We start from the raw sequence: 26,173 nt of genomic DNA on the forward strand, positions 1-26,173 counted from the left end.
ACTCATCTTCCAAAGAATTATCTTCCATAGACAGTTAATTGTAGGTCACCGGTATCGGGACTCTCCGCGAATGCCGGGTGTACGTACCGACGTGGACGGGTTGAAGCCAAGGTCTCAGCCGGTGGTCGGTGGCGAAGGGCCTGCTATGTGCCGAGCGTGGTCTGCGTCGGCAATGTGCGGACGGTGGCATGGCGGTCGGTGAGCTGCTGGTGCAAGTGGCTGTTTTCCATCGTGACCTGGTGCAGGGCGCCGACCAGTGCTTCAACGTCGGCCTTGAGCTGGGCGATCTCTTCGGCGTCCACCGCGCGCAGCTCCCTCAAGCGCCGGATCTGCTGGCGCAGCCGTTTCTCGCTGTCGGGGGTCTGCCCGCGGGCGCGGGCCTGGGCGTAGAAGTCGTTCTTCAGATCCAGGTGGCGTTGGGTCAGGGCATTGCGGGGGACTTGGGCTTCGGCGGCCAGGGCGACGATGGTCAGGGCGCCGTTGGAGTGTTCGGGGACTCCGGCCAGGATGCGTTCCATAGCGGCGCGGATGCGGTTACGTTCGTCGAGCGCGGGTGTCACGGGTCGCTTCCTGGGTGGTGCGGTCACGGTGATGCTGGGCGGCGATGTCGCGGTGGCGCTTAGCTCGGTGGCGCAGGCGGGCGGCCAGCGGTGGCGGGGTGAGGGGCGAGTCTGCTTGGTGTTCCAGCGTCGCGGCGTGTGCGATGAGGGTGCGGGCGTGTTGGTCGGTGCGGGCAATGTTGGCGCACAGCGGTTCGCAGACGTCGAGTCGCGGTGCATCGGGGCGCGGACCGGTGCGATGGCACAGGGCCTTGTCTCTGTCGTAGACGCACAGGAGATAGGCGTGCGGGTTGTCGTGGACGGCCAGGGACGGATTGGCCAGGAGTTCACGGGCCTGCCGGGAAGTGTGCAGGACGCCAGCGAAGGCTGGTCCGTGCGAGGCGGAGCGGATGGCGCGGGCTGCGGCGGGACCGGAGATCCCGGCGCCCGTGGCGAGGTCGTCGTGCAGGCGAGCGAGGGTGTCGGCGGTGGCGCGGGCGGTCTCGATGTCGAGGAGGTCGTGAATGCCGCCGCGGCTGCGGGAGGCGTATCCGGCTGACAGGGCGGTGCGCAGGTGCCCGTACTGGACGGCGAGGGCGACCAGGCCGCCGGGGCGGCGGGCGATGTGCCAGGCCAGGGTACGGCGCAGGCGGCGCGGGGTGAGCGGACCGTGTGGGTCGGGCGGGACACGTTCGTGGGGCCGGCCAAGGCGGGTTGCGACGGTGTTGGTCCAGTCGACGTAGGCGGCGAGGCGCTCGCGCATCGCCTCTACGGTGAGCGCCTTCGGCCGGGAATGGTGCCGACGCTGGGTGTGGTGGGCGGCATCGAACAGCAGGCTGCCGGACGGGGCCATGCTCTCCAGCACGCGGACAGCGTCGGTGACTGGGGGGATCGCGACCCAGGGCGTCTCGCGCCGCCGGCCTGAGGGATCGTGGGTGCCGTCCGTACCGGTGGTGGTCTTGAAAGTGCGGGCGTGCAGCAGGGCTGGGCCGTCGGCAGAAGGTGTGCAACAGCCATGGTGGAGGGACAGCGCCTCGGCCGGGCGCATTCCAGTGAGGTAGGCGATGACGACGAAGGCTGCCGTGGCCAGGTGACGGCGCAGGTCCGCGATGTCGTGGAAGTCGATTCCGTCGGTCCACGGCTGGCGGTCGACTTGTGCGGTGATCTCCACGGGCAGCGGACTGGTGCCAGGGTGGTTGCGCAGGTAAGCAGGCCACGGCGCTTTCTGGCATGCGCGTTGGACCTGGTGCTCGGTGGCGTCGGTGAGCGCGCTGATGTAGGTGGTGGCCAGGGTTGGCGCGCCTGCGGTCCGGGTCCGGGTGGGCAGCGGCTGGCCGTCCGCGGCGAGGCGTGCCAGGTAAGACTCCACCCGGTCCCGGGATTCCGGCGTCGCGCTGGCGTGGGCAGCACGGGCGAGTAATCGCTGGTGCGCCTCGGTCGCGGCGAGGATGTCAGCGGCGAAGTCCTCGACCAGACGCAGGGACCACACCAGCAGCGGGCCGATCGTGGCCGGGGCGATCGGCTCCGTGGTGTTCTCTCCGCCAGGGCGGGCCGAAGGCACGTATTCGTCATCGTCATGGGCCCAGGGCGGTTCGCCGACCCCGGCCGGGCGGGGCGAGGTGGCGTCCAGGGCCCACAGCCGCGTGAACGCGGCCAGTTCGTTGTGTACCTGGGTGCGATCCAGTCCTCTTGGCCTGATCGCGTCGTCGAAGTAGGCGTCGTAGACGTCCGCCTGACAGGCCCGCAGCGTGGTGGTACCGCGCCGGGCGAGCCACTTGGCCAGGCGCAACCAAGCCAAGTGGGTGTAATAGATGCCGGCGTAGCTGGGGCGTGAGCGCCAGGACGGGGCGCGGCTGGCGAGGAACGCGTCGGGCAGGCGCCGGTTGATCAACAGCCAGACCAGTAAGCGGAACTCCTCGCGCAGGACGTCGGGGTAGCCGTCCCAGACGATGCGGTGCGCTCGACCGGCCGGATTGTCATCCAGGGGCGTCAGCAACCAGATGGGATCGCCGTAGCGTGGCAGCGGACCGCGCCAGGAGGCGGCCACTCGGTCCGGTTTGATCGCCCAGATCGGGGCGGCGGCTGCGGTTGGTGGCTGCGGTACGAAGGTCACTGGTCGAAGTCGCCTTTCATCAGTGAGTCGATGACGTCGCGGTCGGCGTCGCTCACCCGGGCCAGGGCGTGCTGCCAGGGACCGGAGCCGATGCGGTTGCGCAGGTCTTCGAGCCGGGCGAGGGCCGGGCCCCAGTCGCGTTCCCAGCTCTCGGGCGGCAGCACGGCGCGCAGGTTGCTGATCGCGCGGTGCAGATGGGCCAGCCGGGCATGATGGCCCGGGTGTACGCGGGCGTTGGGGCACGCGGTGCACATCATGAACGACGCCGCACAGCCGTCGGTCTCGGGAGTCAGCGGGCTGTGCGTGAAGTCCACGCAGTCGGCGATCACGGTCATCTGATCGCCCAGGTCGCCGGCATCGGTGAGCCGGGCTCGAACGAGCGTGGTCCGGGCCGCTTCGACCGCAGCCGCAGCAGCGGCAGCGATCACGGGCACTGCGGCCTGCCGGGCCTGTGGCTCGCGCAGCACATAGACCACGTCATGGGTGTCCTGGCTGTTTTGTCCCGGCTCCCGGCGGTGCAGGACGTTGACGGTGCGGCGGATACGGCGCAACGGCGATCCAGGCCAGCCCTGTGAACGCCCCCACCGGTCCACCTGGTTGTCGGCAAGCCCGAGCCCGAATGGTCCCACCCTCAGCCCCTGCCATGTGGAACGTCGGCGGCTGTCGGTGGCCTCCCGCCAGATCAGCAATCGCCCCGCATCGCCGCCTGCTGCCGCGACGCAGGTGCGGGCAGGACCGGTCGCCTGCAACGTCTGCGTGATCAGCCGGCCCGGGGAATCGGCACCCCAGTCGGCCAGGTTGCGGGTCTCGGTGCTCAACCGGTTTCCCCGGCGGCGCTTTTCGAGCTCCAGCCGGTACACCGCTCCTGGGCCCCTCTCCGCGGCCGCGGAAACGATGCGCGGGACCCGGAGGTCCGACACCGTGGTGGCGTTCAACCCGAACTCCGCGACCAGAAGCACCGCCAGCGCGGCCGCCTCCCCCGGGCTGAGAAACAGCCGTTGCGAAGCCGCCACCACTCCGCCGCCGCCCAGCGCCTTGCCGTACCGGTACGGCACCCGGACGTACCCGTCCACCTCCCATGGAGGCAGACGGCCGGTCTGGGCGAGAGCGTCCAGCACCTCTCCCACCAACCAGTCCGGTGATCCCTGCTGGCAGGCACCGGACCGCCATGCGGTGAGCAAGGCGGCGTTGTGCTCGATGCGCAGAACCGCCGCGCGGAAGGTGCGGCGTGCCGCCGCGCGCACCTGGTCGAACTCCTGGGGAGAAAGCGCCTCCTCCTTTGCGGGCAGCCGCATGACCCGCCGGGACAGCGCCTCCCGCGCTGACGCCGTCAACGCGGGGTCGCTACGCAGAAACGAAGCCAGCACTGCCACCTCGTTGCGGCCAGTGGCCGTCTGCTGGCGAGCCATCCGGTAGGCGTTCCACACCCCCGCGCTCACGGCGTCCGCCCGTTCCTGCGCGGCCAGGAAGAAGGCAAAGCGCCTCAGGTTGAGCCACATCGACTTGCTGGACAGCACCGACTCCCAGCCGCCACCGGGCCGACAGCGCGCCGCGAACAACATCGCCCACATCTGCTGCAGCCCTTCAGCGACCGGAAGCTCTGCAAAGTCGTAGACCCGAGAGCGGCCCCGTCCGTCCTCATGCCGCACCACCAGACCATCCGCCCTCCGGATGACGGGCCGATGATGCTCCTCCGAGGGCAGGGCCGCCTTGCGCCCGCGGCCGCTCACCGCCGCACCAACTGCTCGTCCAGATCCACAATGCCCTCGCTCTCGCGGGCGATCCGTGCCAGCAGCCCTGTCACCCAGTCCGGCGAGGGCGCACCGAATCCAGGGTCGACCGGGCTCGGGTCGGCCAGCAGCGCCCGCAACTGCAGATCGGACACGGGGGCCAAGTAGATCTCCCGGGTCGTCTCCACCTGGGCGTGCCCCAGCAGGTCCTGCACCATCCGCCACACATCTCCGTACAGCAGCCGGAAATCCCGCCGCTCCTCAGCGCTCAGGCCCATTCGCCGGTCCACGACGTAGTGCAGGACGACCAGCATGTGAAGCGCGAAGGAGTGCCGGCACATGTGCGGCGTGCACACCGGAGGCTCCGTCATACGGCCCTGGAGCACGTCCACACACCGTTGCGATGCGGCCCGAAAGACGTTCTCCCACGATGCCGGCCGCAACGGCAGCCCCGACTCGTTCAACCACAGCCACAACGGCTCCAGCCCCTCCTGGCCCTCCCGAAACATCGTCATCCGCTCCGTCACGGACGCCGAGGCCAGTGGCGTCCGTCCCAACTGGTTGTCCTGATCGCGCCAGTGCAGCACCCGCTCCCGCAACCCGGTCACCGCCGTCACCACCCTGCGCACCGGCAGGCGCTCGTAACGGCCCAACGCCTGAGCCCGGCGCACCGCTGCCGCCCGGGACGACTCCACGTAACCCTCGACAGCCGCCACGACGGGAGCCGCCACGTAGAAGGTCCGCGGCCGCTTGGACTTGGTCACTTCCCGTGCCAGACGCCCGGGGTAGAACCCGCCAGCATCCAGCCGAAGCCGCGGCATCTCGATCGTCAATAGCGTGCCTCCCTCAGTCAGGCGCACCCCCGAGGAGAACAGGAACTCTGCGAAGGCCGTGTTGCGCGACTCCAGCCGCCCCCTCCACACAGTGGATGGGACCCCGTACGTGTCATGTCCCCGAAGGCCCACATCAACCCAGAGGCGAAACGCTCGTGGCGTCAGCCAGTGCACATTGCTCGTCCGCGCGTGCGCGATCCGCGCCTCGGCCACCTGGACCTGGCCGCCGAACCGGCCTCGCACCGTCCGTGTCACCACCGGGCTGCAGGCCACCACGCCTGCTGACACAGCCCAGCCGTACAGACGGGTCAACGCCGCAAGGCCGCGGTTCCACCGAGCCCCACCAATCCGTCCCGGATTGCGCGACGAGCGTGTTCGCCAGTCCTCGAAGTCCCACAGATCATCAGCATCGGCGTCACGCCAACTCTTGCCCCGCGCCCACAGGAAGTCGAAGAACACTCTGTAGTCGTCGGTGTAGTTCCGCTTCGTCTCCTGTGCCAAGCGGGAAAAGCCTGACCTGCACAAGAATCGGATCAGTATGGGATCAACCCGGTAGTCCGGCGACAACATGATCGGATCTCCTGGTCTGATCTCCACCTTCGCCGCTCCCGTGGCAAGGCCCTCCCGCCCGATCAGTCGACGCACACGTTCCGAGGAAGCCGTAACGCCTTCCCGCGCCCAAAACACCCGCCATCTGGCCACACGCACGTCCCTTGAGATCGGCTTCAACACGCCGATTCAACAGGGAACTGATCGCATTCGACGTCTTGCGTCTGCACGCACAGGATCTGACCGGCCGTCCACTCGCTGAGCGTCTCATCGCGCTGGAGCAACTGTTCCGCGAGCACGCACTGGCCGCGCCGTGGTCGCTGTGCCCGACGACGACCGACCCTGAGCAGGCTGCCGCGTGGCTTGCCGACTTCCCGGCCGTCGGCATCGAGGGCCTGGTGTTCAAGCCGCTGGCGGGACGGTACGTGCCGGGCGGGCGCGGGTGGAGCAAGTACAAGGCCCGACAGACCACGGAGGCGATCGTAGGCGCGGTTACGGGCAGTCTGCGGGCGCCCGCCACGGCACTGTTGGGCCGCTACGACGCGAGCGGCCGCTTCCGGTACACCGGCCGCACCACGACACTGCCTACGGCTGTCCGGCGCAGTCTCAGCGACCAGCTGCGGGCTGCGGACGCTGGTCACCCTTGGACAGGGCGCACCTTCAGCGCGGGATGGGGCTCCCGGGAGCACTTGTCCGTGCTCCTGGTCGTGCCTGAGATGGTCGCCGAAGTCGCGGTCGACGTCGCCAAGGATGCGGCCGGGCGGTGGCGTCACCCGACGAGGCTTACGCGTATCCGCACGGACATGGGACCTGACGACGTACCCCCATTCGGCGCGGCTGCCTGACGGTCCACCAACATGGGCGGGGCCGGTCTCTCGAATCGAGACCGGCCCCGCCCATGTCGCATTGCGGCTGATCAGTTGGGCGACTGCTTCGAACTGTGTGCGAGGAGGACGTCGAGCATCTTGCTGAACTCCGCTGACGGCATCTTGTGAATGAGGAGATGCGCGGCGGACACTCCGTCTCCGTAGGGAAACCGCTTGGGTTGGCTGGCCGGGTCGGAGAGTGTCTCGCCGGTTGTGCCCTGGGTAGGCACGGACGGACGGTCGATGCTCGGGGTGATAACTGAGTTATCACCCGCCGGTTCGGCTGCCGCGGGAGCTGCCTGAGCGGGCGGGGTGATAACTGAGTTATCACCCGCCTCGGCTGCGGGTTGCTTGGCAGCTCGCTCCTTCTTCTTGTTGGCGTCAGCCTGAGCGCGGCGGTCGGCCTCCTCCCGCTGCTGTTCCGGCGGGAGGCTGGCGAGGCTGCGCACGTGCGACACGTTGCGGCGGCCGGCCTCCAGGTCCGCTTGCAGCTCGGGCGCGAGAGCGAGCAGGGACAACTTTTGACTGATCAGGGGCTGGCTCATGCCGAGGCGCTTTGCTGCCTTGTGCTGCGAGCCGTAGAAGTCGACCAGTCGGCGCAGGGCTTGCGCCTCTTCCAGTTCGCTCAGGTCTTTGCGCTGGGCGTTCGCGATGAACGCCGCTTCGAGCAGGGTTTCGTCGGTGCTGGCGAAGGTGTCTTCGACTGTGACCTTGATGGCTTTCAGTCCGGCTTCCCTCGCGGCCTTAAGTCGCCGGTTGCCATCGATGACAACGTACTTGGCTCCTGCTTCGAGGTAGTCGTGCCGGTCGGGCCTGCCTGCCAGGTAGGCCTTGGCGCTGGCGATCGTGATGGCCACGATCTGCCCGACCTCGGTGAAGCTCGCGACCAGATCGCTGACGTCGCCGAGTTCCTCGCGGGGGTTGTCTGGGTTGAAGCTGATGTCGGCCGGCGAGAGGGACGTGACTGCTGTCGGGTCCCCCATGACGTGAGCGAGGGCCTGTCCACGGCTGCTGAGCGGGGCTCCGAACGAGGGAGCGCCGACCCGGGTGGCTGCGGTCTGGTGGTTGCTCACACGATCTCCCTGGCGATGCGGCGGATTACCTTGGCCTGCTGCGAGGCAGGGGCGTAGGACACCAAGGCCCGCTTATTCCTGACGGCCTCACGCTGGTCTTTCAGACGCCCTATGACACCGACGACCTTCGGCTCTTTCATGCCCTTCCATGCTTCTAGTGAGGACGTGACGACGTAGCCGTCACGGGCGTCGTAGAGGTTGACGACCAGGCCCAGGTGGTCGACTTGGATGCGCCAGTCCGCCTTGCCGGACTCGATTTGATCGAGCAGCAGAACGAAGGCATCACCGGAGGAGTCCTCAGCCTGGACTGGGATAATCACACCCGAGTTGCCGGGAGCTTCGTCGTCGCGGCGGCGGCTGTAGTAGATCGCCGCGTCCATGCCGACTCCGAGGCTGGGAGGGCAGTCGACAACGATGGCGTCATAGTCGGCTTCCAGCGGTTCGAGAACGCGCTCCAGCGTGGCCTGGCGGTTGCGGTCCGTGGAGATCATGATGTCGAGCAGGAAGGCGTCGGCGCAGGCGGGGAGAATGTCCAGTCTGCCGCCGAACCGGTCGTCGTCCACCTTGGCGATGAGGTCGCGGACTGTGCCGGCGCGCTCTGTGCCAGCCATGTACTTCGCCAGGCTGGGGGAGTCGATAGGGATGAGGGGAATCCCGAGTTGCTTGCTGAGGTGGCCCTGCGGGTCGTAGTCCACAAGCAGGACACGTAGGCCCAAGCCGGGGTGCAGTTCGTCCTTCTGGAGGAGGTCCTCGGCTTCGCCGGGGAGGTCGCTGTCCGCGGCCTTGTCGTCGGACAGCATGGCCACGGCTTCGGCAGCGACCGGCACCTGCAGCGCTGAGTCCTCCGCACAGGCTCCCGCGATCCCGGCTGCGATTGCGGTCTTCCCTACGCCGCCCTTCTGGTTGCAGACAACAAGTCGCCGTGTGTAGGGCGTCGTTGCGGGTCCGGAGTGCTGCCGTAGCCAGAGTTCGATGGACTGAGCGAGTCCCTGCACGAGGGGGATGCCGCGTTCCGTGCAGGTCTCCTTCAGCTCGGACCATTGGCCATGGGGCAGCCAACTCGACCACGCCACACCGCCGGCGGTGTCGACCGCCGGGAGGTCGTCACTGGAAGCGCGCCACATCTCGATGCCCTGGGACACGGCATCTTGAATGTCCACGCCGACTTGGGCGGCACGGACCTTCAGGTCCCGGCGCAACCATGACGGCAGCTTGGAGACAACCTTCTCCCTGTCTCCGGAGGGGCTAGGGGTAACCATGGGGTGAGCTTACTAACTTCACGGTCGCTCAGGTGCCTTGGTCGACTGCGTTGTCCCGTGTCGGGTGATAACTGAGTTATCACCCACCCAGCCGTGCCCCTACGGCACAGGAGCGGCTGGCTTGGTGTCCTGTCTCGTTCAATCGAGTCGTCTTCTCAACGAACCGAGTCGTCTGCGCTTCGGTGTCAGCGAACCTAATCGCGATACTGAGCTTCGGGGAGGATCTGCATGTGCTTGGCTGCTTCGTCGAGCACGTCCCTGGCCAAGCCGAGAAACGCCTTTCGCTCGGCTATGAATCCCATGCCCGCCTCGTGCACGATGTAGCCCCCGTTGCCGAGGCCGTCTGCCGCGACTGCTTCCGCGTACTCCCGGACATGTTGGACCAGAGAAGACAACTGATCAACGAGATTCTGGGCTGCCTCCGCGACGGCTTCGGGACCTTCCAGGACCACCACTAGTCCCGCGCTCTCGGCGTCCTTGAACTTCAGCCTGATCGCGGCGATCCGCGACTCGTCGAGCGGGACCTGAGAGCGTCTGGCCCGCAGCTCACGGAAGAAGGCTTGGTTGTCTCGGTCAGCGGTCCCCAGTGCTTCGAGGAAGGAGAGGTAGGCAGCTTGTCGGCGTTCACGCCGCCATCGCTGATGCTCGACCCACAGTTCATTCAGCCGCACCCGGTCCTGTGATCTTTCTCTGCGCCGTTCCGTACGAGCTGCAACGAAGGCGGTGAGCGTGGCCCCCATGACCGTGCCCAGCACGCTCACGACTGATACGAGGATGGCGGTCATACCGGCGTGTCTTCCCTGAAGAGGTGTGCACGTACGCGGACACGATCGAAGCCCACGGTGCTGGCCGATCGCAGCGATCCGAGTCGCCGCAGGGATGATCGGCCGAGATGGGCGGTCCGATCCGAGGTCAGCCGTCTCAACGAACGTAGTCCGTCCTGGTCAGCGGCCAGCGGGCGACTAACTTCGTTGAGAACGAGCACTTGGAGCCGCACGGTGCCACTGAGACGGGCCCTACGTGAGGACGGCGAGCAGCACGGTGCAGAGTGAAACGGTGACGACGGTCAGGGCCACAGCCTCTGCAACCGCGCCCCTGGCGAGCAGTGCACGGCGCCTCACGGACCGCTTCCCCCATCCTCGGGGGACAGTTCCTTGGCGCGGGTCGCATCCAGCACGACCCACACGCGTTTCGCCCTCGGCTGTGTGCCCGATCCCATGAGGTCGTAGCCCCACTGCGTTGCGAGTGCGTCGACCAGCCGGAGCCCCCGCCCGGATGCGTCGTCGGACCCGGGCGTGCGCATCTGCGGTAGGCGACCGGGAGCCTGGTCAATGACCGCCAGGATCACGCGTTCGTCAGTCGGGCGGTCGACGACAACCCTGACGGCGTGACCGGCCGCGTGACGAACGGCGTTGGAGACAAGCTCGGACAGCAGCAGTGCGGCTTCGTCGGCGACGTCGTCCAGGCCCCAGGTGGCGAGCGCCACGCGGGCCAGTACTCGGGCCTCGCGTGCGGCCTCCGGGACGCGGGTCATGGTGGCGCTGTAGCCGGGGTATCCAGTACCGCGTGGGTACGTGCGGGTCACGTGCCGGTCCTCCCAGCGACGAGCCGATGGTCTGCCGGTCCGGACTGCTCATGGATGGTCAGCAGGGCGCGGCACTGTATGGCCAACTCCCATAGGGGCACGTCGGGGCCGTCGGCGAGTAGCTCCCAGGTGCTGGCAAGCACATGCGCGGTCACGGGACGCCATTCGCCCCGCATTCCGGGGGCAGCGGTGGCGAGTTCCATCCCGAGGAGCTGCACGTGGCCCAGGAGCAGAGGACCGATCACGTCGCGTGTCCTACTGGGCAGGGCGCCCGGCGCCGCGAGCACGGTGTGGCACGACGCGCGAATCGTGGTGACGTCTATGTCGGCCGTGCATCCGGTGACGTCGGCCGCCGCTGTCCTGCTGCTCAACGTGTTGGCCACGGCACCCCTTCTGATGAGCCATCACAGCAGCCTCTACGCAACCACCTCTCCGGAGGCGGATGCGACGCAACAGCGATGAAAGAGCGATGCAAGTAGGTGTGCCCGGGTGAACTCTGGCCATCAGCGGGCAGGACAACGAGCAGGGGCGGTACGGTCGCCGCCACCCCCTGTCCACCAGCGAACCGTGGAGCTGGGCATGGCCGACCGCCGCAACCTCATCCCCAACACCGTGTTCCGTGCGGTGCGCGAGGACGAATGGCAGATGAGCCGCCACGAGTTCGCCAAGGCCGTCCGTGAGGCTGGTGCGGCGGTGGGTGAACATGTCGGCTGCGAGGCCCGGCTGATCGCCGCGTGGGAAGACGGGGAAGTCGGCTGTCCACGTCCGGTGTATCAGCGGATCTTGACGCGGATGACGGGCCGGAGCATGCACGAACTCGGCTTCCGTATCGCAGCCCCGCCCCTGTCCATGGCGTCTGCCGAGCCGCTGCCGGACCATGGTTCTGTGGACCGACGCGACTTCCTGCACGACGGGGTGGGAGTCGTCCTGGGGCTCCCGCTCGGCTCGCACGACCAGCCCCCGGGGAGAGTCGGCGCTGCGCAGGTGCGGGCTGTGAAGCGAGCCGTGGCCACGCTCTACGCCGAAGACCGCGATCATGGGTCGGCTGCGCTGCGTCGCTCTGCTGCTGAGGCTCTGCACACCGCCTACTCCTGGTTGCAGACCGGCACGTACTCCGGACGGACCGAGGCGCAACTGCGATCCGCGACCGGTGCGTTATCGATCGCCGCCGGATGGCTCAGCTACGACTCCGGTCGTCCCGGCGACGCCCACAGCCTCTACGGCGAGGCCCTGGCCGCTTCCCGGATCGCCGGTGACGCCGAACTCGAGGCGCACGCGTTCGGCTGTCTGTCGTTGTTGGCCAAAGCGCAGGGCCGACCGCGTGAGGCGGTTGCCGCGGCGCAGGGTGCACAGACCGTTGCCCGCGCTCTCGGCTCGCCCCGGCTGCTGTCCCTGATGCACATGCGGGAGGCCGGCGGCTGGGCACTGATGGGCGACGCAGCCGCGACCGACCGCGCGATCGTCCAGGCCCACAACCTCTATGCCCAGGGGCCCGGCGACGCGGACCCGGCTTGGCTCGCGTTCTACGCGCCGGGTGAATTGGCTGGCCTCGAATGCCTCGCCCGTGCCGACCTAGGACAGCATGAACGTGCCGCAGCCGGGGCTGAGCAGGCCGTACTGCTGCACGGCGGTGAGTTCGCCCGCAACAGTGCTCTGTACACAGCGGACGTGGCGATCCAGCATGCAGTCAGGGAGCGTCCGGAGCCGGAGGCAGCGGCAGCAGCCGCGGGCCGGGTCCTGGCGTTCCTCCCCGACGTGAGGTCAGACCGGCTGCTGCAATCGCTGCACGACGTCGCGGGCGCCCTGCAACGGCACTCGCGCGTACCGGCAGTTGCCGACTGGTTCGAGCAGTACCGCACCATCACAGCGACTGGAGGAGGACGGGCGTGACCCCCAGCACCCGCACGGACGTCGTGATCCGCACCTACGGCCCCGCCAAGGTCGCGCCGCTGATCGACACAGTCAGCGACGTCTGGGCAGATGCTCACCCGGAGATCACCGACACCCCGGGCGCGGCCACCGACGGCCTGTCCGTCTCTGCCCTGCGCCAGCAGATCGAGGCGCACGTCCGCAACCACAGGGAAGGCTTCACCCTCGTGGCCGCGTATGCGGCAGGCTCGATGGTGGGGTTCGGCTACGCCTTTCCCTGCACCCCTGAGTACTGGTACGGGCCCGAGCTGCTGCCCACGATCCCCAAGCAGGTCCGCGCCGGGCGCCTCATGGGTCTGTGTGAGCTGGCGGTGTCCCCGGCCTGGCAGGGGCAGGGCATCGGTACCCGTCTCCACGCTGCGCTGCTCACGGCGATTGATCCGGAGTACTCGTCACTGCTGGTCCGTCCCGACAATCCCCAAGGGCGCGCGCTGTACGAGCGGCTCGGCTACCGGTACGCCGGCCCGTACCGCAATGGCCCCGGGGGACCGGTGTATGACTTGCTGCTCCTACGCATCGGTGGGCCCCTGTCGTAGTCGCGCCCCAGAAGACCGCCAACGGCAGCGCGCTCGATCCGAGCTGAGGGCCCAGGGGCGGTACGGTCCCGAATTCCGCGAGGTACTGCCCGGGTTCGTGGGTCTCGGCCTGGCGGTGCTCACGCCCGTGCTGTTGCTCGCCTGGCTCTACCGCGCGTTCGGTGTCGTCGGGCTGCTGCTCGGCGTCGTCGGCTGGCGCTGACGCCGGACGGCCGTCCGCCCGCGCGGCGGCCACTACACCCCCGCCGAACTCGCTCGGCTCGATGACCCTGGTCTGGTGGTGGCGGCCGGGCGGATGCTTCGCCGCGACGGCTGGCACGTCACCGACGTATCCATGCGGGATCGCCCCCGCTTGTACGCGCGGGACCGCGGCGGCCGTGAACTCGACGTGGCGTTCCGTCCGGTGGAAACGGCGGACGAGGACGCAGGCACGCTCGCGGCCGCGCCGCTGCGAGAGGCTGGCCGCTCCGGGGTCGACCACCTGGTCAGGGTCATCGTCCACAGAGGCGCCTTCAGCCGGGAGGACGTGCGCTGGGCTTCCCGCCAGGGCGGCGTCCATCTCCTCGATGGCCACCAGCTGCAGCGCTGGGCGAGTGGTACCACCCTGGATTCGTTGGGTCTGCCGGGCAGCCGGTCCGGTAACAGTCCGCTGCGACTGGCAGTAACCATCGGGAGCAAGTTGTGGCGTACTGATATCAGTCCTTGGGGAGCAAGACGGAAGAGCAGAAAGTCTTGGCTGTGCGACGCGTTACCGGGCTAGGCGCCTGTCGGGCACGACCCACGGCGGTGGCCTCCAACTCTGTGAAGGCCACCGCTTCCTCAGTGGTTACTCGAAGGTGATGGCTCCGGTGACACCTCCGCGTACTGCCCGGGTCCCGCCTGAGAGTCGGAGGTAGGAGTGTGCGCCGGGTCCGCCGGCGTGGAGGAGAACGTGCTCTGAGCCGGGTCGGTCGGGCGCGTGGGCTTGTCCTCACCGATCAACCACATAAGCGTGAAAATCGCAGCGCCCACCAGGATCGCCGCCCCGAGCTTGGGATTGTTGTAGGCGAGGTACACACCGAGGCCAGCGAGGGCGAGAGCAAGGATCGCGAAGGTGGTCATCGAGCCTCCCTCTCCGCAGGGCTCAGGCCAACGCGTGACTGAGGCATGAGGGATGAGGGAGTGAACTTAATGCCGCTACGAACCCTTTTGACGGATTCCTGGTTCGACGAAACGGCGCTGCGGAGCATACGCTCGGGAACGTCTTTGATGGCCTTACTCCTGTACTTGATCGACACGTTGAGTCGGGCGGGGGCTGTCGGACTACGTGGGCGGCCCTCCGTTGGCGCGGGGGGCCGCCGCTTTTTTGCCTCCAGTGATCGAGGGCTGACGGACTACGTGGCGACCAGAAACCCGTTGGCGCGGGGGACGTCGATCTGAGCCCGGATGTACTCGGTTCGGACGTCCGTTTCGCTGGTCAAGGAGAAGCCTACGCAGACGCCGCGTGCGACAGGACCAGAGGTATACCCCCACCGTGGCCCCAAAAGAGTGAATCTGAGCCGTCATCAACAAGCCCTGACCTGCTGCTTCGTGGGTGTTAGTCGTAATGCGCAGCGGTAGCCGTTCATGTCTCAATCGCAGCGATCCGTACCCGGTCGGCGTCGATATTCGCCGTCATCGGTTGCGTTCGGCGCGTTCGTTGAACGAGCGCCACCTCGGTCCCCTCGGCGGGCTCCGCCCCCTAGAGGACGCCGAACCAACTTCTTTAAGACCCGTAGAGCGGCGTCCGGCGACAGTTGCTTCGCGTCGTAGGGCGAGTCTCGGTCACTTCGTCCGGGGTGAGCTGCCGGACGAACGCCCGGCTTTCCGACTGTCAGACGTCGCTCGGGTCGATGGTGGCCAGGTACTCACGGGCGGCGGTGAGGAGGCGTTCCGCGGTGCGGTGGCTGACGTCGTAGCGCTGCGCCAAGTCGGCGGCCGTGACGGGGGCCTGTCCTTCGGCGCTGGCGCGGGCGGTCGGCGGCCGCCTCGCGCACGCGGGCCTCGGTGCTGCTGCGGCGGCCGCGGGGGCCTGGTTGCGGGGGTCGCCGGGTCGGCGGCCCGCTCCGGTGCGTTCAGGGTGGTGGCGCTGGTCGCCCGCGTTGATGCGTGCCTGTACGACGTGGCGGGGCCAGTAGCGGCGGCCCGTGTTCCATGTTCCCCCGGCGGGGACGAGGACGGCGTCACCGATCTTCTGGGTTCGGGCGGCGAGCGGGGCGGCGTCCGCCGGGACGGCCCGGCCGTCGTGTCCGCTGTGGGCGACGGTCAGGATCATGCGCCGGTCGCCCAGCATCTGCAGCCCGGCGTTGATCCGCTTCGGCGAGCGGGGGCAGTTTGTGCTGCGGCCGGTCACCGATCCGAACCCCGAGGTTCGTCCAGTCGATGATGTAGGCGGCCGGGCGCACGTAGGGCTCCACCACGGTGTGGCGGCACCGTGTCCCGTTGGGGCAGCGGTAGACGTACTGCTGGCCGTACTTGCCCAGCTTGCGCGTCCCGATCTTCTTCCATGACTGGAAGGCCTCCACGTTCTCCTGGCACGAGGGGCACCACGCCAGCGGGCGGGGCTCGACGTCCGGCAGGGGGATGCTCTTGTGCGTGAAGACGACGTAGATGCGGTCGCGCCACTGGGGGGCCGGGTCGTTGCCGTCGCCTCCGACGTGGGCGGACGAGACGGACACGAACTGGTGGCGGTAGCCAGCGAGAGGGGCAGTCGGCGGCCGGCTGGCCACGTAAACCCCGGCGAGTAGCCGCTTCCCCCCAGGTCAAGGCCACAGTCCGGTGGCACGGGAGCTGGGCCTCGACCGCGCCATGCGCTGGAACATCACCAGCCGTCAGGGCTGCCAGCAGCTGGTGATGTTCCAGCGCATGACCGGGTTAGCACGAGGTGTAGATGTCACTACCCAGCCCCCACCAGGGTGGAAGAGGGCTCTGAGCTGCGGTTGCTCTCTGAGTCGAGGTTGCTTAATTGGAATTATGGCCACGACGCCCAGGCACGCAAACGAATCTTGATTTGGCGTAGGTTTCATAAAGAATCCGAGACTCAGCGGATCGCTCCCCTGAACGCCTCCGAAGAGCGTCATGGAGTACCACCCGTGATGGTATTGTTCCAATACTTCCTCGGCTGCCGTGGTGGACGCCAGCTGGTTCCATCCAGCGAGAGGAGGTAGGTGTGAGCATCGGCAACAGTTCTCCAGATGGAGACAAGGAGCCGGTGTGGGCGAAGCTGCTTCGCCGGTCCGTTGATGCGGTCCGGCTGGTGGGGGCCTTGCTTCAGGCCGTCTGGTACGGCTCGAAGTTCTGGTGACCTGCGCGTAGTTGCAGAGATGGGCCCAACCCTGTCGCGAAGGGCGGGCCCATCTGCAGTCCGACACCGTTGTGGTACCTGCGCCCCGTGTTGTGCTTTGGAGAGCCTCGCGGGGCGCAGCCATGTGGACTGTTGGCAACCGACTCAGCGGTTGTGCCGTCACGATACCACGACTGACAATTATTCGGGGGATCTCCCGCATTTGGGATCGCATCAAGAATCCCTCACAGCCTGAGAAATTCTTTTCCCAGATTCAATTCTTCAGCGAGCGTGGAGCAATACCTCTGTCGCCCAAAGTTGGCGGGCAGCAGATTTCAATTCCGCACGCCGCTTGGAATCTGCGGGAAGCATTGACCTGGACACGAAATGAGCAAAGTTCGCCTGGGAAAGTTGGGGCCCGCTGGTCCCGGGGCAAACGCTGAACACCGTCTCGGGCAACGTCTCGGATAACGGGCCAGGTACTCGGCCCGTCGCTACGGGATCGTAGCGACGGGCCCGTAGCGACGGGCCGTCGTCCAACGCAGGGCAACGGCCGGGCAACACCGACGACGCCGGTCAACGCATCGTGTTGTTGGGTGTTGAGTCGGTCAACACGAGCCGTTGCCCGCGGGTTGACTGCCCGTTCCGACGACGTGTGTAAGGCAGTAGACGACGGCCCGTCATCCGTAGGCGGCTGACGACGACGCTGGTCAGCCCACTGGAACGGACGGTCAACCGTTGCGCACGCCGGGCAATTGCCTACGGGTTGACTGCCTGTTCCGACGACGGGTGTACGGCGTGTAGACGACGCCCGTCGTCAGTGGACTGGCCGTCGACGACGCTGGTCAGCCCGCTGGAACGGACGGCACCCAACACGAGGCAAACGCTCGTTGTTGGGCGTTGTTGAGCGTTGTTGGTCATCCCAACGGACGTTTGGCCGGGGCGCTGAGCAGGCAGGCCCGTTATCCGGGGCGCCAGCGAGTGAGCCTGGGGTTCGGCCGAACGTAGGAGGTTGCGTCACCGACGGCCCTCGGGATCGTTCGCTACGCCCTGCGCATGCACGCATGCACCCCCGTGATGCGCCTATTGGCGCTCGTTGGTCACGGATTTCCACTCGCCGCACACGTCGAAAGTGGTACGCGATGATTCGTTCCTGGAGGACTGGGGATACCCGTCGGCTGTGCTTTATCGGGAAATGGTCTTCGCGTGGAACTAGTTGGCGCCGCGGCGCGCCTTTGGTTGTGACCTGGGAAAACGTGGAGGTGACCGCCAACCGGCACCCGCCATGAGCCGGGTCGTCACGCCAGGGCAGCACGGTGGCTGGCTCGCTGTGTAGACCTCGATCGAGGGGCCGCTTCAGGCTCTGACCTGCAACCTCACAACCCCACCCCCATGCATCTATAGATGCGTACGCTGGAGGTATGACGACACGCGATGACCTACACCGCCTCGTCGACGAGCTGCCCCCAGAGGGTCTGGAGGCGCTGGCTGAGCTGCTGCTTCGCCTTCACACGTCTACGGAGGATCTACAGGTGCTGACTGCTCTGCTGAGCCGCAGCGCTTTGCCTGTGCAGCAAGCCCTGCTTCCTGTACTGGTTGAGCCGCCGTATCCGCGCTCTGTCGGCTCCCTGACCGGGGCGCCGGCGGACCTCTCGGCCAACCTCGACGACTACCTCGCAGACGGCTTCGGCCAGTGACAGAATCCAGCGGGTGATCGTCGTAGACACTGGCCCGTTGGTTGCTCTCGCCTACCCGGAGGACAATGACCATGAACGGTGCCGGGCCTGGTTCGACGCTCTCCCCACCCGTAGAAGCCTGATCGTGCCCGCGACTGTGGTAGCGGAAGCCTGCTATCTCATCGACCGGTACAGCGGCGCCGAGGCTGAAGCTGTGTTCCTGGATGACTTGGCGGCAGGCTCGTATGGGATGGTTTCGGGGCTGGTGCCGGAAGATCTGCAGCGGATGGCCGAGCTGGTGCGGCAGTACAGAGATCTGCCGCTCGGTGGCACTGACGCATCCGTGATCACACTCGCTGAGCGGGTCAAGACGCTGAGCGTCGCCACGCTCGACCGCAGGCACTTCACTGTGGTGCGGAACATGCGTGGCGAGGCGTTCACCCTCTACCCGGCGTGACTGTTACCTACTCTGACCTGCGCGATTTCCGCTTTCTGGCCTTGGTCTGAGGCCTTGGGCGTTGTCCCGTACGGTGACGGCATGTCCTCTGCCGGCGCCGCGCCTCTGCCTCCGATCCGGGTCACGCTGCCAGACGGTCAGGAACTGTTGGGCGTCCTGCACGAACGTCGCTGCTGGCCGCTGGGTGGGTGGATGTACCTGGTGGGCCTGCCCATGTGGGCCACGGTTTCAGAGACCGAGGAAGTAGAGGCTCGCGAATACCGGGTGTGGCTCACCCCTGATCACGTCAGGCGGCCAGAGGGAGCGTCGTACGACGACGTCCCGACCATCCCTTTGTCGAAGGCGGACCAGGGTGACCACTCCGGCCGGTGGGGGTGGAAGGTCCAGCGGATTCCATCGGGCCAGGGCGGTCCCGGTGGCGTGGTCGTGCACGTCTGGGACTGTCAGGACGCGCCCGCGGGCAACGAAGAGATCGACCTCTTCGCGGCGCTCGAGGTACTGAACACGGCGGCCAGCGCGGTCGCCTGCAAGGAATGCGACGCCGCGGTGGCACTTGGTCCGCTGCTCGATCCGAGGTGATCCGCTGCTGGGCGACGGCCAGTCGGGTGCGGGGGTCGACGGCGCCGACCCCCGCACGCTGGTCAGCCGAACAGGTCGGCCTCCATCTGAACCATGCGGCCTAGCATCAGCTCCCTGAACTCCGCGTCGGATTGCTGCTCGAAGGGGAGCTGGGGAATCTCCCGGACGAGGGCGCTACGCAGCATGTCGGCCACGTGCGGGCTGACTTCCAGGATGTTCCCGTGGATGGTCCGCGGGGCTTCCTCGGTCCGGTCTATGTAGCGGATGGTCAGGGTTGCGCCCCCGTCCGGGGTGGCGGTGACGTCGAACCAGATCAGCTTCTGCTCGGCCTGTTCCTGCTCCATGTTCTGCTCCCTGGTCGTTGCCCGGTGTCCTGATGGGCTCCGCCCGCCACGAACCTGGGAGGGGCGCAAGGTGGAGCGCCCTACTGGACGTACGACCTTGCGCCCCTCCCAGGTTCGTGGCGCCCTTGGTATCAGGAGGCCGGGTGACGACCAGGGACCTGGTGGGGCGGACTGTCCACGAAACGATCGGTTGTTGAAGAGAGCTGTGAGCCAGGGCCACTGCAGCTCGTCGTCTACTTGGGGCGCCCAGAAGGTGGCTGCGACGTGGGCTGCGGGCTGGCAGAGGTAGACACTGACGACGGGGGGTTCGGAGCTTGCTTCTCCGATCCCCCACCTGCGGTGTTCACGCCGAACAGGAAGGCCAGGGCGACCAGTGCCACCGATGCAGCCGTAAAGGCTGCAGCAAGGTCTCCGGACGGCGGAGTAGTCACTGAGTTCTTAAGCGTGTGTCGGTACACGGCGTACCCCACAGCACACGAGACCAAGAAGATCAGCCCCGCTGCTGCGTCAATCTGTACGGTCATGTGACGGGCCCTCATGGTCCTGGGGCCTGCCCGCCGCGACTGGACATCCCGCGGGCAGGCCCTTCCACTAGGCCGTTCCCGCATGGAGCGGCCCCCTCCCTTGAGGGGAGCTGGGCCGGAGTGCATGAAAAAAGGCCCAACTCTCCCAAAAAGAGAGGGGGCCAAGATGTGCGTCGCCTCCCAGTATTGGGAGGCGGGCACCGAAAAGCAACCCCCTACAACTCCCCTTGGCAGATCCGCTGGTCAGCCCACGTCGCAGCCACCTTCTGGGCGCCCCCAGGTCGACGAGCTGCAGTGGCCCTGGCTCACAGCCCTGTTCACTGTCCCTTGGCGACCTCATCTTCGGTGCCCAGGAAGGGTGTTCAGTAGTTTCCTGTCAGGGATGTGGCACTCTGGTAGGTAGCTCTCGCCGGGACTGCCCGGCAGGCGGCTCGCGACCGCCGGAGGGCACGCTGAGGTCCGCATCCATGACCCCCATGCGGTGGAACCGGCTGACGGAAAAATTCCGTTGGATCGGGTGCTGACCTCTGCGGCAAGCCGCCCCGTCAGTGCGGAGATCAACTAGCACTGATGGAGTCGCGCCGTGGCGGCCATACTGCCGTTCCTCTCTCGTGTTCCCCTTCTGATCTGGGCACTTCTCGCGGTAGTGGTGCTCTACCTCGTGCTGATCGTGATCTTGTCATTCACAGCGGTGTACTCCGCCAAGCTTTCGCGGCGCCGTGCGGCCCGGGACATGGTCCGGATTCTGTGGATCACCCGTAGCAAGGAAGAGTGATCGCCCCTGATTGCTTCGTCAGTGCCAGCCAAGGACGGTCGTCGTGCACCGTCGGGACTTCGGGATGCTTCCCGCTGGAGACGACAAGCTCGACGTGCTGGCCACGGCGGGCGAGCATCAATCGCGCTGGGGCTCCATCTGGGTCTGATGGGGCTCGGCTAGCTGAGCCGAAGGGGTGTTGTCAGACCTGGCCTCTACTGTGGGCGGGTGACTGGTAGAGAAGGAGCGCCGTACGTTTTCCGACCGCATCGAACTCGGTCGGATGTTCACGGTGATCTGGACACCGCCGGCTCCCACGGCTGCGGCTGCGGCCGCCGCCATGCCGTGGTCGGTCAGGGCAAGGACGACCACCGTGGCGAGGGTCGCCAGGGTCGTCACGAGAGGCAGCCACAGGTGGGGGTGCGCAGAAGTGGACTCCGTACCCGCTGGGGTACGGTCAAGGGGCGTCATGGTTACTGATGTCCTTACGACGGATCGGCAGCCTGGCGCTAGGCGATGGGGAGACCTTCGCGAAGCCGCTTCCTACGGCAAGGCTTCGCAGGGGTCTCCCCTCGTCACACGGCGGGCCCTTCGGCCCAAACTCTACGTCCCGGCACTGACATTCACGGGTCCGTGCCAGGGAGCCTGACTCCGCACGGTTGAGCACGTCAACCGTCCAGATCCGAGCCAATACCCCGCGCTACACCAGGTCAGGACGTTGCCGAGCAAGAGCATGGCAGGCTCGTCGTGATACTTGTGACCAGCACTCCCGTCGGTCCCCGTAGCCCTTCTGGTACCCGCTGACCAGGGCCTTCGCCAGCGTGAACTCGCGGTGCATCTTCGAGATGATCATGTCCTTGACCAGGAACACCTTGAGGTCGAGGCTCTCGTCGTTGATGAAGAGCATCATCATCAGCGTGAACTCGCGGTGCACCGCAAGATGATGACGGGTTGAGCATGAACACCTTGAGGTCGAGGTGCTCGTCGTTGATGAAGAGCATCATCGAAGGTGGTGCTGAACATGTGCCCATCGGCTCAGCGGACGACGGTGTGCCCTCCGCGTAGCTGTGGATCACGCCGGCACTACCGTCTCCGAAGTGTCGGTGGCCGGTCGGCAGTGTTGGCGAGCATCCGGCGTACGGTCTCCGGGTGCCAGCGTTCCCCGCGCTTGGGGCGGATTCCCTCGGCTTCGAGTACGGCGATGATCTCGCGAAGGGACAGTCCGTCCTCGTCGCGGAGCTGGCGGGCTCGGGCGCGTCCGGCCTGTTCCATCTCCTCTGGGGTCAGTTCCTTCTTGTGGGCCTGCCATCCGTAGGGCGGGGCCCCGTACGCGTACTCGCCCTTCTCGCCTTTGATGCGCCGGCCGCGCCGGAGCTTGGCCACGGTCATGCCGCGGTCCAGCTGCGCGAAGACGCCCATCATCTGGCGCATGGCGGTGCGCATCGGGTCCTCGGGGTCGTCGGGGAGGATCTCGCCCTGGTCGGCCATGAAGGCGCGGCCGCCGTGCTTCCAGGTCTGCGCGAGCGCGGCCTCCTGCACGACCAGCTCGCGGGCGAGCCGGTCGAGGTTCGGGGCGACGATGCCGTCGACCTTCTTGTCCTCGATCCAGGAGAGCGCGGCGGCCAGCTCCGGACGCTCCTCGCCGGCGACCGTGCCGGAGACCGCCTTCTCGGTGAACACCTTCACGAGCTTGTGCCCGTGCTCGCGGGTCCAGCGTCGGACGATCTGCTCCTGGTCCTCCAGCCCGAATCCGTCTAGCTGGCTGCCGGTGGACACCCGGATGTACCCCGCGAGCCTCACAGAATTGCCTCCAATGCGCTGACCTGCACTGTCACAGATATTGGCATAACTGTGACGCGGGAGGGCCCGCTGAATACGCCCGAGAAGCAAGGGTACAGACAATCGCCACTACCTACTTTTGAAGAATCGTCCGACGAAGGTTCCCTGCCTCAAGTACTTCCTGACAATCTCAGGATTGTATGCGGCGGCGGATTTTATCAGCCGCTGCGCCCCTCCTTCTCTGTTCTCTCGCCGCAACTCCTCGATAGCAGCCTCAATCTTATTACTGTTGACCCTTCTACCCAAAGCCCACAGGAGGATGTTCGCGCCGTCTTCGCCAAACGGACCCGCCTTGCTCGCTTGGACAATAAACCAGGCAGACGCTTTGTTTACCGCCTCTTGAATCAGCCATTTGGCATCCGCCCAATAGCCCCAACTGTGCAGGTTCTCCCACACTTCGGCAAACTGCTCGGGAGCATACCCGTTAAGCAAGTTATACGCGATGGGAATTGCACTATTTTCGCTCTTCTCCAAGGCATTGTGCAACTCTTCCGCGTATTGCTGCATTTCTCTTGCATGGCTTACCCTGGAATGTTCATTTCGAGAGGGTTCAGGCTCTTGTCGCCATCGTGCTACTTCAACTTCTGCCTGATAAACAACTTCGTTCACGGCACGGTGTTGCATGGCGAGAAGTCTATTCATAGCCTCTGTTTGCTTCAGACGGTCCTCCAGGAAATCTAGTCTCCGGATTGCATGATCGCGCTCTTCGGTTAGTTCCCGGATTCTCTGCTGTTGCTCCGCTGTGAGTTCCTCTTGCTGCTCCCTGAGTTGATTAAGTTCGCCCTCGACACGTTGGCGGTGTTCGTTCTCGGTAAGAAGTTCGGCGCGGAGCCTATCTGCCGTTTCCACGGATTCGGCGAGCTGCTGCTCTAGATGTTCTAGGGCGCGTGCTGCCCGGCAGTAATGGCCGGGGAGAGGGCCATCCGTGTCCCAGGTGTCCTGGAGCAGGTTCCAGTCATGCGCCAACTCTCCCTTTGATGGCGGCTCCGTTTCCGTAACTGACGCCATAAGGTCATGGAGGGATTTCAGCTGCTTAGGAGTCAGAAGCCGTTCCCCGCTAAGGATGCGTGAGAAGTGTGATGCACTGATCCCAATCGCTTTGGCGATTTCTTCAGAGGTCATGCCAAGGTGAATTCGGATTTCTCTTAGCCGTTGCGCAAGGCGCATTTTGGCATTGTCCCTTGTCAGTGGGGCGAGCGCACGCGGTTTCCCCGTGGGCAAGGCTGGAACGTCTCGCTGGTTTCCAGTTTCGGGCATCTTGCTACCTCCGCAACTTGCTTGGATTCTGGCAACGTGGGATTGCGTCCTGATGCAATGAGGTTCGAGCGATGTCAAATGATGGAGTCTGATCGGTAGGACTCGCAGGAGGCGTCACATGAAGAGCAGGAAGACCAAGGAGATTTCGGCGGAGAAGAAGCTGGATCCTCCATTTCTGGAAATCCGGGCGGGTGGCTTCTACATGTCCGTCCAGGCGGTTCCCTATAAGCTGATTACAGCGGCCGGGGCGCTTGCCGGTGTTGCGAGTGGAATGACATGGTTTATTCGTTGATTTCCTAGACGGAGGTTCGATTTTTCGGCGGGGTGCTGATGGCTTCGGCACCCCGCCGCCTTTGGTGCCTGTGGCGTGCCGCTCCCTTGATGGTGGGGCGGGCGTAGAGCCGTTTCTGTTCTCCTGGGTAGGCGGAATTTCCTACACCTCGATGTAGGCGACGACGACCACGGTGCGCAGGGCGGTGACGAAATACAGGACGCGGACGTGCTCGATCTCGTCGGTGTACTGGCGCAGTTGGGGGCCGGCGGTGTTGTCGGGGATCGGTTCGCCGACCTCGGGGTCGACGGAGATGACGACGAGGGCGCGGTCCAGGGCGTGGAGCTCCGCCTCGTCAGTGATGGCTTCCAGCTGCTTGGCGGCCGCGTCGGAGAAAGCGATCCGGGCCCGGCGGCCGCGGTGCTGAGGAGACATCAGGCGACGGCCGGCCTCTGCTTGGCGAGGCGGGCCAGGTGCTGCTCGCGCAGGTCTTCCCACGGGGTGCACTGCTCGGGGTCGGGCAGCCCGTTGGTGGCGATGTCCTCCAGGACAGCCGCGAACTGATCGGCCCGGGCTCGGGTCTGCGCCGCGACCGCGCGCACAGCATCGGCGGTCTCGGCGTCCAACGGCTGGCGGACGGCGGGGGCCGGGTGGTCGCTCACGTTGCCTCCAACTGCGGGATGCGGGCGCGCTATCAACGGTATCGCCAGGCACCCTCTTGCGGGGTGCTCCTGGACTCTGTGATGTCCCCCCGCCGGGGTCTCGACCGCTCTGTACCGGATTCCAGGAAGACCAGGTCCATCGCCTCTATGGGGGTTCTCGGCTGGCGCTTCGCATGCTCCGGTCCTCCGTGTACATGGCTGCGTTGGCCCCTGCGCGATGGTCAGGTTGGCTGTCGCGGCGGTTCGAAACCGATGCCCGTCCGTGGGTGTCAAGCCGACGCACCGGCTCCCGGGAAGTGTTGGCAATAAGGGACGGGCTTCCGTCAACGTTTGATGGTATGTGATCTGCGCCACATTATGAAATTGTGCGTGCAATTTCATGTTCGCGCAAAGTGGCTCTTTATTCGTTCGTTTCGAGAAAAGGGCCAGTTCATTGACGGTGGCGTGGAGAGCGCGCAGGGGTGGCGAAGTGTGGCGTTGCGCGATAGCAAAATGCGCCGTCTTGTGCTGCAAGCGGAAAGTTACCTTCCGTTAAAACAGGGTGCTCAAAGGCCTGCACGAATCCCCAGGGTCGTCGGCTTATGTGTTCCCCAGAGCAACGTGCTCTAGGTGTTCGCCCGCCCGACGGGGGACGGCGCGGTCTCAACACCGCTCGAAAAGAAGGAAGACAGTCACTGTGAACTACGTCGACGTCAGCTTCGTGCTGGCCTTCGCCGCCGCGGCGCGCTCCCTCGCGCCCGACGTGTGGTTCTTAGTGCGGCGTCCGCTGGGCGCCGGAGTCCCGCTCACCACCCCGGCCCGGGCAGAACACCAGCCCTTCTCCCCTGTCCACCGCCCTGCGGCTTCTCCGGGCGAGGAGAGCCGCCCATGAGCCGTCAGCACCCCGACAGGGCAGCGCACACGATCGACTCCTACGGCTCACCTATGCCGCCCGACTTCGAGGCCTTCCAGGCCCGGTACGACCGTGCCTTTGTGGAGTACAGCCGCATCCATCTCGGTGACGCGGCCGCCGCCCGCCGGCTGGTCGACGCCACGTTCCTCTACCTGGCCGTCATCTGGCCCCAATTGCGCACCATGGCCGACCGCGGCTCGCAGGCCTGGGCGCTGTTCAAGCAGCGCGTCCACGGCGAGCTCGATGCGCAGGGCCTGAGCCCGGCCGTCACCGAGAACCTGGCGTTCGCCCGCGCCATACGGGCAGCCACCGAGCCCCTGCTGGAGACCTTCAGGACGTCCTTCCACGCGGAGCACGGCCGTGAGATCGCCGAGCTCGAGGAAGGGCTCGGCATCTACCGCCACATGTCGCGGCTGAGCGAGCGGCAGTTCGACATTCTCGTGCTCCGCGACGCGCTGGGGTTCACCACCAAGGACACCGCGCTGATCATGGGCATCAACGAGGCCACGGTGCGCTCCACCCACCGAACCGCCAGGCACCGCCTGGCCACGGCCATGAGACTGCGCACCGACGACATGCCCGAGACAGACAAGGAGTGAGGGGCT

At 66.4% G+C, this 26,173-nt stretch carries 27 protein-coding genes; 10 read left to right on the forward strand and 17 right to left on the reverse strand.

Going from position 1 to position 26,173, the window contains the following annotated elements; genetic code table 11:
- Positions 1 to 143: 143 nt before the first annotated feature.
- From ACFUO4_RS45005 to ACFUO4_RS45020, 4 genes are read right to left on the reverse strand one after another with little or no spacing between them, the layout of a single operon-like run.
- A complete protein-coding gene (locus tag ACFUO4_RS45005; protein WP_132835630.1) occupies positions 144 to 560 on the reverse strand; it encodes a hypothetical protein in 417 nt (138 codons plus the stop codon).
- A complete protein-coding gene (locus ACFUO4_RS45010) occupies positions 535 to 2,652 on the reverse strand; it encodes an integrase (protein ID WP_132835629.1) in 2,118 nt (705 codons plus the stop codon). Before ACFUO4_RS45010 ends, ACFUO4_RS45005 begins: the two co-directional genes overlap by 26 nt.
- Positions 2,649 to 4,382, reverse strand: coding sequence for a hypothetical protein (locus tag ACFUO4_RS45015; RefSeq protein WP_132835628.1), 1,734 nt, complete (start codon positions 4,380 to 4,382; stop codon positions 2,649 to 2,651). The genes ACFUO4_RS45010 and ACFUO4_RS45015 overlap by 4 nt, the downstream gene beginning before the upstream one ends.
- The gene (locus ACFUO4_RS45020; RefSeq protein WP_383496921.1) at positions 4,379 to 5,716 is read right to left on the reverse strand and encodes a site-specific integrase; all 1,338 of its coding nucleotides are present in this window, start codon (positions 5,714 to 5,716) and stop codon (positions 4,379 to 4,381) included. Before ACFUO4_RS45020 ends, ACFUO4_RS45015 begins: the two co-directional genes overlap by 4 nt.
- 212 nt (positions 5,717 to 5,928) lie before the next feature.
- On the opposite strand from ACFUO4_RS45020, the gene ACFUO4_RS45025 reads away from it, so the two are divergent.
- Positions 5,929 to 6,609, forward strand: a complete 681-nt coding sequence (locus tag ACFUO4_RS45025; protein ID WP_383496924.1) for an ATP-dependent DNA ligase — start codon at positions 5,929 to 5,931, stop codon at positions 6,607 to 6,609.
- Between the two features lie 71 nt (positions 6,610 to 6,680).
- Here the strand turns inward: ACFUO4_RS45025 and ACFUO4_RS45030 are convergent, their stop codons facing one another.
- The 5 genes from ACFUO4_RS45030 to ACFUO4_RS45050 form a co-directional block, all read right to left on the reverse strand.
- Positions 6,681 to 7,703 (reverse strand): ParB/RepB/Spo0J family partition protein, encoded by a 1,023-nt coding sequence (locus ACFUO4_RS45030; RefSeq protein WP_383496927.1) that lies wholly within the window; start codon positions 7,701 to 7,703, stop codon positions 6,681 to 6,683.
- The gene (locus ACFUO4_RS45035; protein ID WP_383496930.1) at positions 7,700 to 8,962 is read right to left on the reverse strand and encodes a ParA family protein; all 1,263 of its coding nucleotides are present in this window, start codon (positions 8,960 to 8,962) and stop codon (positions 7,700 to 7,702) included. The genes ACFUO4_RS45030 and ACFUO4_RS45035 overlap by 4 nt, the downstream gene beginning before the upstream one ends.
- Positions 8,963 to 9,156: 194 nt before the next feature.
- The gene (locus tag ACFUO4_RS45040) at positions 9,157 to 9,747 is read right to left on the reverse strand and encodes a hypothetical protein (protein ID WP_383496933.1); all 591 of its coding nucleotides are present in this window, start codon (positions 9,745 to 9,747) and stop codon (positions 9,157 to 9,159) included.
- 332 nt (positions 9,748 to 10,079) lie between these two features.
- The gene (locus ACFUO4_RS45045) at positions 10,080 to 10,547 is read right to left on the reverse strand and encodes an ATP-binding protein (protein WP_383496936.1); all 468 of its coding nucleotides are present in this window, start codon (positions 10,545 to 10,547) and stop codon (positions 10,080 to 10,082) included.
- Entirely contained in the window at positions 10,544 to 10,930 is a 387-nt protein-coding gene (locus tag ACFUO4_RS45050) for a hypothetical protein (protein ID WP_383496939.1), read from the reverse strand. Before ACFUO4_RS45050 ends, ACFUO4_RS45045 begins: the two co-directional genes overlap by 4 nt.
- Before the next feature lie 196 nt (positions 10,931 to 11,126).
- Here ACFUO4_RS45050 and ACFUO4_RS45055 point away from each other — a divergent pair, with 196 nt between their 5' ends.
- Together ACFUO4_RS45055 and ACFUO4_RS45060 are read left to right on the forward strand one after the other, a co-directional pair.
- Positions 11,127 to 12,437 carry a hypothetical protein gene (locus ACFUO4_RS45055; protein ID WP_383496942.1) on the forward strand — a complete coding sequence of 437 codons (1,311 nt, stop codon included), beginning with the start codon at positions 11,127 to 11,129 and terminating at the stop codon, positions 12,435 to 12,437.
- Positions 12,434 to 13,012 (forward strand): GNAT family N-acetyltransferase, encoded by a 579-nt coding sequence (locus ACFUO4_RS45060; protein ID WP_383496945.1) that lies wholly within the window; start codon positions 12,434 to 12,436, stop codon positions 13,010 to 13,012. The genes ACFUO4_RS45055 and ACFUO4_RS45060 overlap by 4 nt, the downstream gene beginning before the upstream one ends.
- A gap of 819 nt (positions 13,013 to 13,831) precedes the next feature.
- Here ACFUO4_RS45060 and ACFUO4_RS45065 read toward each other — a convergent pair.
- Together ACFUO4_RS45065 and ACFUO4_RS45070 are read right to left on the reverse strand one after the other, a co-directional pair.
- Entirely contained in the window at positions 13,832 to 14,113 is a 282-nt protein-coding gene (locus tag ACFUO4_RS45065) for a hypothetical protein (protein WP_383496948.1), read from the reverse strand.
- A gap of 751 nt (positions 14,114 to 14,864) precedes the next feature.
- The gene (locus ACFUO4_RS45070) at positions 14,865 to 15,383 is read right to left on the reverse strand and encodes a hypothetical protein (protein WP_383496951.1); all 519 of its coding nucleotides are present in this window, start codon (positions 15,381 to 15,383) and stop codon (positions 14,865 to 14,867) included.
- 816 nt (positions 15,384 to 16,199) lie between these two features.
- On the opposite strand from ACFUO4_RS45070, the gene ACFUO4_RS45075 reads away from it, so the two are divergent.
- From ACFUO4_RS45075 to ACFUO4_RS45090, 4 genes are all read left to right on the forward strand, one after another.
- The gene (locus ACFUO4_RS45075) at positions 16,200 to 16,334 is read left to right on the forward strand and encodes a hypothetical protein (protein WP_383496954.1); all 135 of its coding nucleotides are present in this window, start codon (positions 16,200 to 16,202) and stop codon (positions 16,332 to 16,334) included.
- Positions 16,335 to 17,734: 1,400 nt separating this feature from the next.
- Positions 17,735 to 18,010, forward strand: coding sequence for a hypothetical protein (locus tag ACFUO4_RS45080; protein ID WP_383496957.1), 276 nt, complete (start codon positions 17,735 to 17,737; stop codon positions 18,008 to 18,010).
- A gap of 13 nt (positions 18,011 to 18,023) precedes the next feature.
- A complete protein-coding gene (locus ACFUO4_RS45085; protein WP_383496960.1) occupies positions 18,024 to 18,446 on the forward strand; it encodes a type II toxin-antitoxin system VapC family toxin in 423 nt (140 codons plus the stop codon).
- Positions 18,447 to 18,527: 81 nt separating this feature from the next.
- Positions 18,528 to 19,025 (forward strand): DUF6233 domain-containing protein, encoded by a 498-nt coding sequence (locus ACFUO4_RS45090; RefSeq protein WP_383496963.1) that lies wholly within the window; start codon positions 18,528 to 18,530, stop codon positions 19,023 to 19,025.
- A gap of 62 nt (positions 19,026 to 19,087) precedes the next feature.
- On the opposite strand, the gene ACFUO4_RS45095 is transcribed toward ACFUO4_RS45090, so the two are convergent.
- On the reverse strand, positions 19,088 to 19,369 hold the full coding sequence (locus ACFUO4_RS45095; protein ID WP_383496966.1) for a hypothetical protein: 282 nt from the start codon (positions 19,367 to 19,369) through the stop codon (positions 19,088 to 19,090).
- Positions 19,370 to 20,476: 1,107 nt separating this feature from the next.
- Between ACFUO4_RS45095 and ACFUO4_RS45100 the strand changes: the two genes are divergently transcribed.
- Positions 20,477 to 20,668 carry a hypothetical protein gene (locus ACFUO4_RS45100; protein ID WP_383496969.1) on the forward strand — a complete coding sequence of 64 codons (192 nt, stop codon included), beginning with the start codon at positions 20,477 to 20,479 and terminating at the stop codon, positions 20,666 to 20,668.
- Between the two features lie 679 nt (positions 20,669 to 21,347).
- On the opposite strand, the gene ACFUO4_RS45105 is transcribed toward ACFUO4_RS45100, so the two are convergent.
- The 3 genes from ACFUO4_RS45105 to ACFUO4_RS45115 all read right to left on the reverse strand — a co-directional run bounded on the left by ACFUO4_RS45105 (position 21,348) and on the right by ACFUO4_RS45115 (position 23,653).
- The gene (locus ACFUO4_RS45105) at positions 21,348 to 21,581 is read right to left on the reverse strand and encodes a hypothetical protein (protein WP_383496972.1); all 234 of its coding nucleotides are present in this window, start codon (positions 21,579 to 21,581) and stop codon (positions 21,348 to 21,350) included.
- Positions 21,582 to 21,730: 149 nt separating this feature from the next.
- A complete protein-coding gene (locus ACFUO4_RS45110) occupies positions 21,731 to 22,447 on the reverse strand; it encodes a recombinase family protein (protein WP_383496976.1) in 717 nt (238 codons plus the stop codon).
- A gap of 108 nt (positions 22,448 to 22,555) precedes the next feature.
- On the reverse strand, positions 22,556 to 23,653 hold the full coding sequence (locus tag ACFUO4_RS45115; RefSeq protein WP_383496979.1) for a helix-turn-helix domain-containing protein: 1,098 nt from the start codon (positions 23,651 to 23,653) through the stop codon (positions 22,556 to 22,558).
- Between the two features lie 208 nt (positions 23,654 to 23,861).
- Between ACFUO4_RS45115 and ACFUO4_RS45120 the strand changes: the two genes are divergently transcribed.
- Positions 23,862 to 24,035, forward strand: coding sequence for a hypothetical protein (locus tag ACFUO4_RS45120; RefSeq protein ID WP_383496982.1), 174 nt, complete (start codon positions 23,862 to 23,864; stop codon positions 24,033 to 24,035).
- A gap of 141 nt (positions 24,036 to 24,176) precedes the next feature.
- Here the strand turns inward: ACFUO4_RS45120 and ACFUO4_RS45125 are convergent, their stop codons facing one another.
- Together ACFUO4_RS45125 and ACFUO4_RS45130 are read right to left on the reverse strand one after the other, a co-directional pair.
- Complete coding sequence (locus tag ACFUO4_RS45125) at positions 24,177 to 24,449, reverse strand: hypothetical protein (protein ID WP_383496985.1); 273 nt, start codon at positions 24,447 to 24,449, stop codon at positions 24,177 to 24,179.
- Positions 24,449 to 24,676 carry a hypothetical protein gene (locus tag ACFUO4_RS45130; RefSeq protein WP_383496987.1) on the reverse strand — a complete coding sequence of 76 codons (228 nt, stop codon included), beginning with the start codon at positions 24,674 to 24,676 and terminating at the stop codon, positions 24,449 to 24,451. The genes ACFUO4_RS45125 and ACFUO4_RS45130 overlap by 1 nt, the downstream gene beginning before the upstream one ends.
- An 867-nt stretch (positions 24,677 to 25,543) precedes the next feature.
- Here ACFUO4_RS45130 and ACFUO4_RS45135 point away from each other — a divergent pair.
- Positions 25,544 to 26,167, forward strand: coding sequence for an RNA polymerase sigma factor (locus tag ACFUO4_RS45135; protein WP_383496990.1), 624 nt, complete (start codon positions 25,544 to 25,546; stop codon positions 26,165 to 26,167).
- The last annotated feature ends 6 nt before the right edge of the window (positions 26,168 to 26,173 follow it).

Origin of the sequence: Streptomyces sp. NPDC057280 (genome assembly GCF_042668605.1) — a bacterium.
Taxonomy (GTDB): domain Bacteria; phylum Actinomycetota; class Actinomycetes; order Streptomycetales; family Streptomycetaceae; genus Streptomyces.

What these genes read in the sequence shown, in the direction of transcription:
- ACFUO4_RS45135 (WP_383496990.1), top strand. Translation starts at nt 25,544, where the DNA reads ATGAGCCGTCAGCACCCCGACAGGGCAGCGCACACGATCGACTCCTAC.
- ACFUO4_RS45040 (WP_383496933.1), bottom strand. Translation starts at nt 9,747, where the DNA reads ATGACCGCCATCCTCGTATCAGTCGTGAGCGTGCTGGGCACGGTCATG.
- ACFUO4_RS45090 (WP_383496963.1), top strand. Translation starts at nt 18,528, where the DNA reads ATGTCCTCTGCCGGCGCCGCGCCTCTGCCTCCGATCCGGGTCACGCTG.
- ACFUO4_RS45095 (WP_383496966.1), bottom strand. Translation starts at nt 19,369, where the DNA reads ATGGAGCAGGAACAGGCCGAGCAGAAGCTGATCTGGTTCGACGTCACC.
- ACFUO4_RS45080 (WP_383496957.1), top strand. Translation starts at nt 17,735, where the DNA reads ATGACGACACGCGATGACCTACACCGCCTCGTCGACGAGCTGCCCCCA.
- ACFUO4_RS45055 (WP_383496942.1), top strand. Translation starts at nt 11,127, where the DNA reads ATGGCCGACCGCCGCAACCTCATCCCCAACACCGTGTTCCGTGCGGTG.
- ACFUO4_RS45035 (WP_383496930.1), bottom strand. Translation starts at nt 8,962, where the DNA reads ATGGTTACCCCTAGCCCCTCCGGAGACAGGGAGAAGGTTGTCTCCAAG.
- ACFUO4_RS45065 (WP_383496948.1), bottom strand. Translation starts at nt 14,113, where the DNA reads ATGACCACCTTCGCGATCCTTGCTCTCGCCCTCGCTGGCCTCGGTGTG.
- ACFUO4_RS45120 (WP_383496982.1), top strand. Translation starts at nt 23,862, where the DNA reads ATGAAGAGCAGGAAGACCAAGGAGATTTCGGCGGAGAAGAAGCTGGAT.
- ACFUO4_RS45125 (WP_383496985.1), bottom strand. Translation starts at nt 24,449, where the DNA reads ATGTCTCCTCAGCACCGCGGCCGCCGGGCCCGGATCGCTTTCTCCGAC.
- ACFUO4_RS45115 (WP_383496979.1), bottom strand. Translation starts at nt 23,653, where the DNA reads ATGCGCCTTGCGCAACGGCTAAGAGAAATCCGAATTCACCTTGGCATG.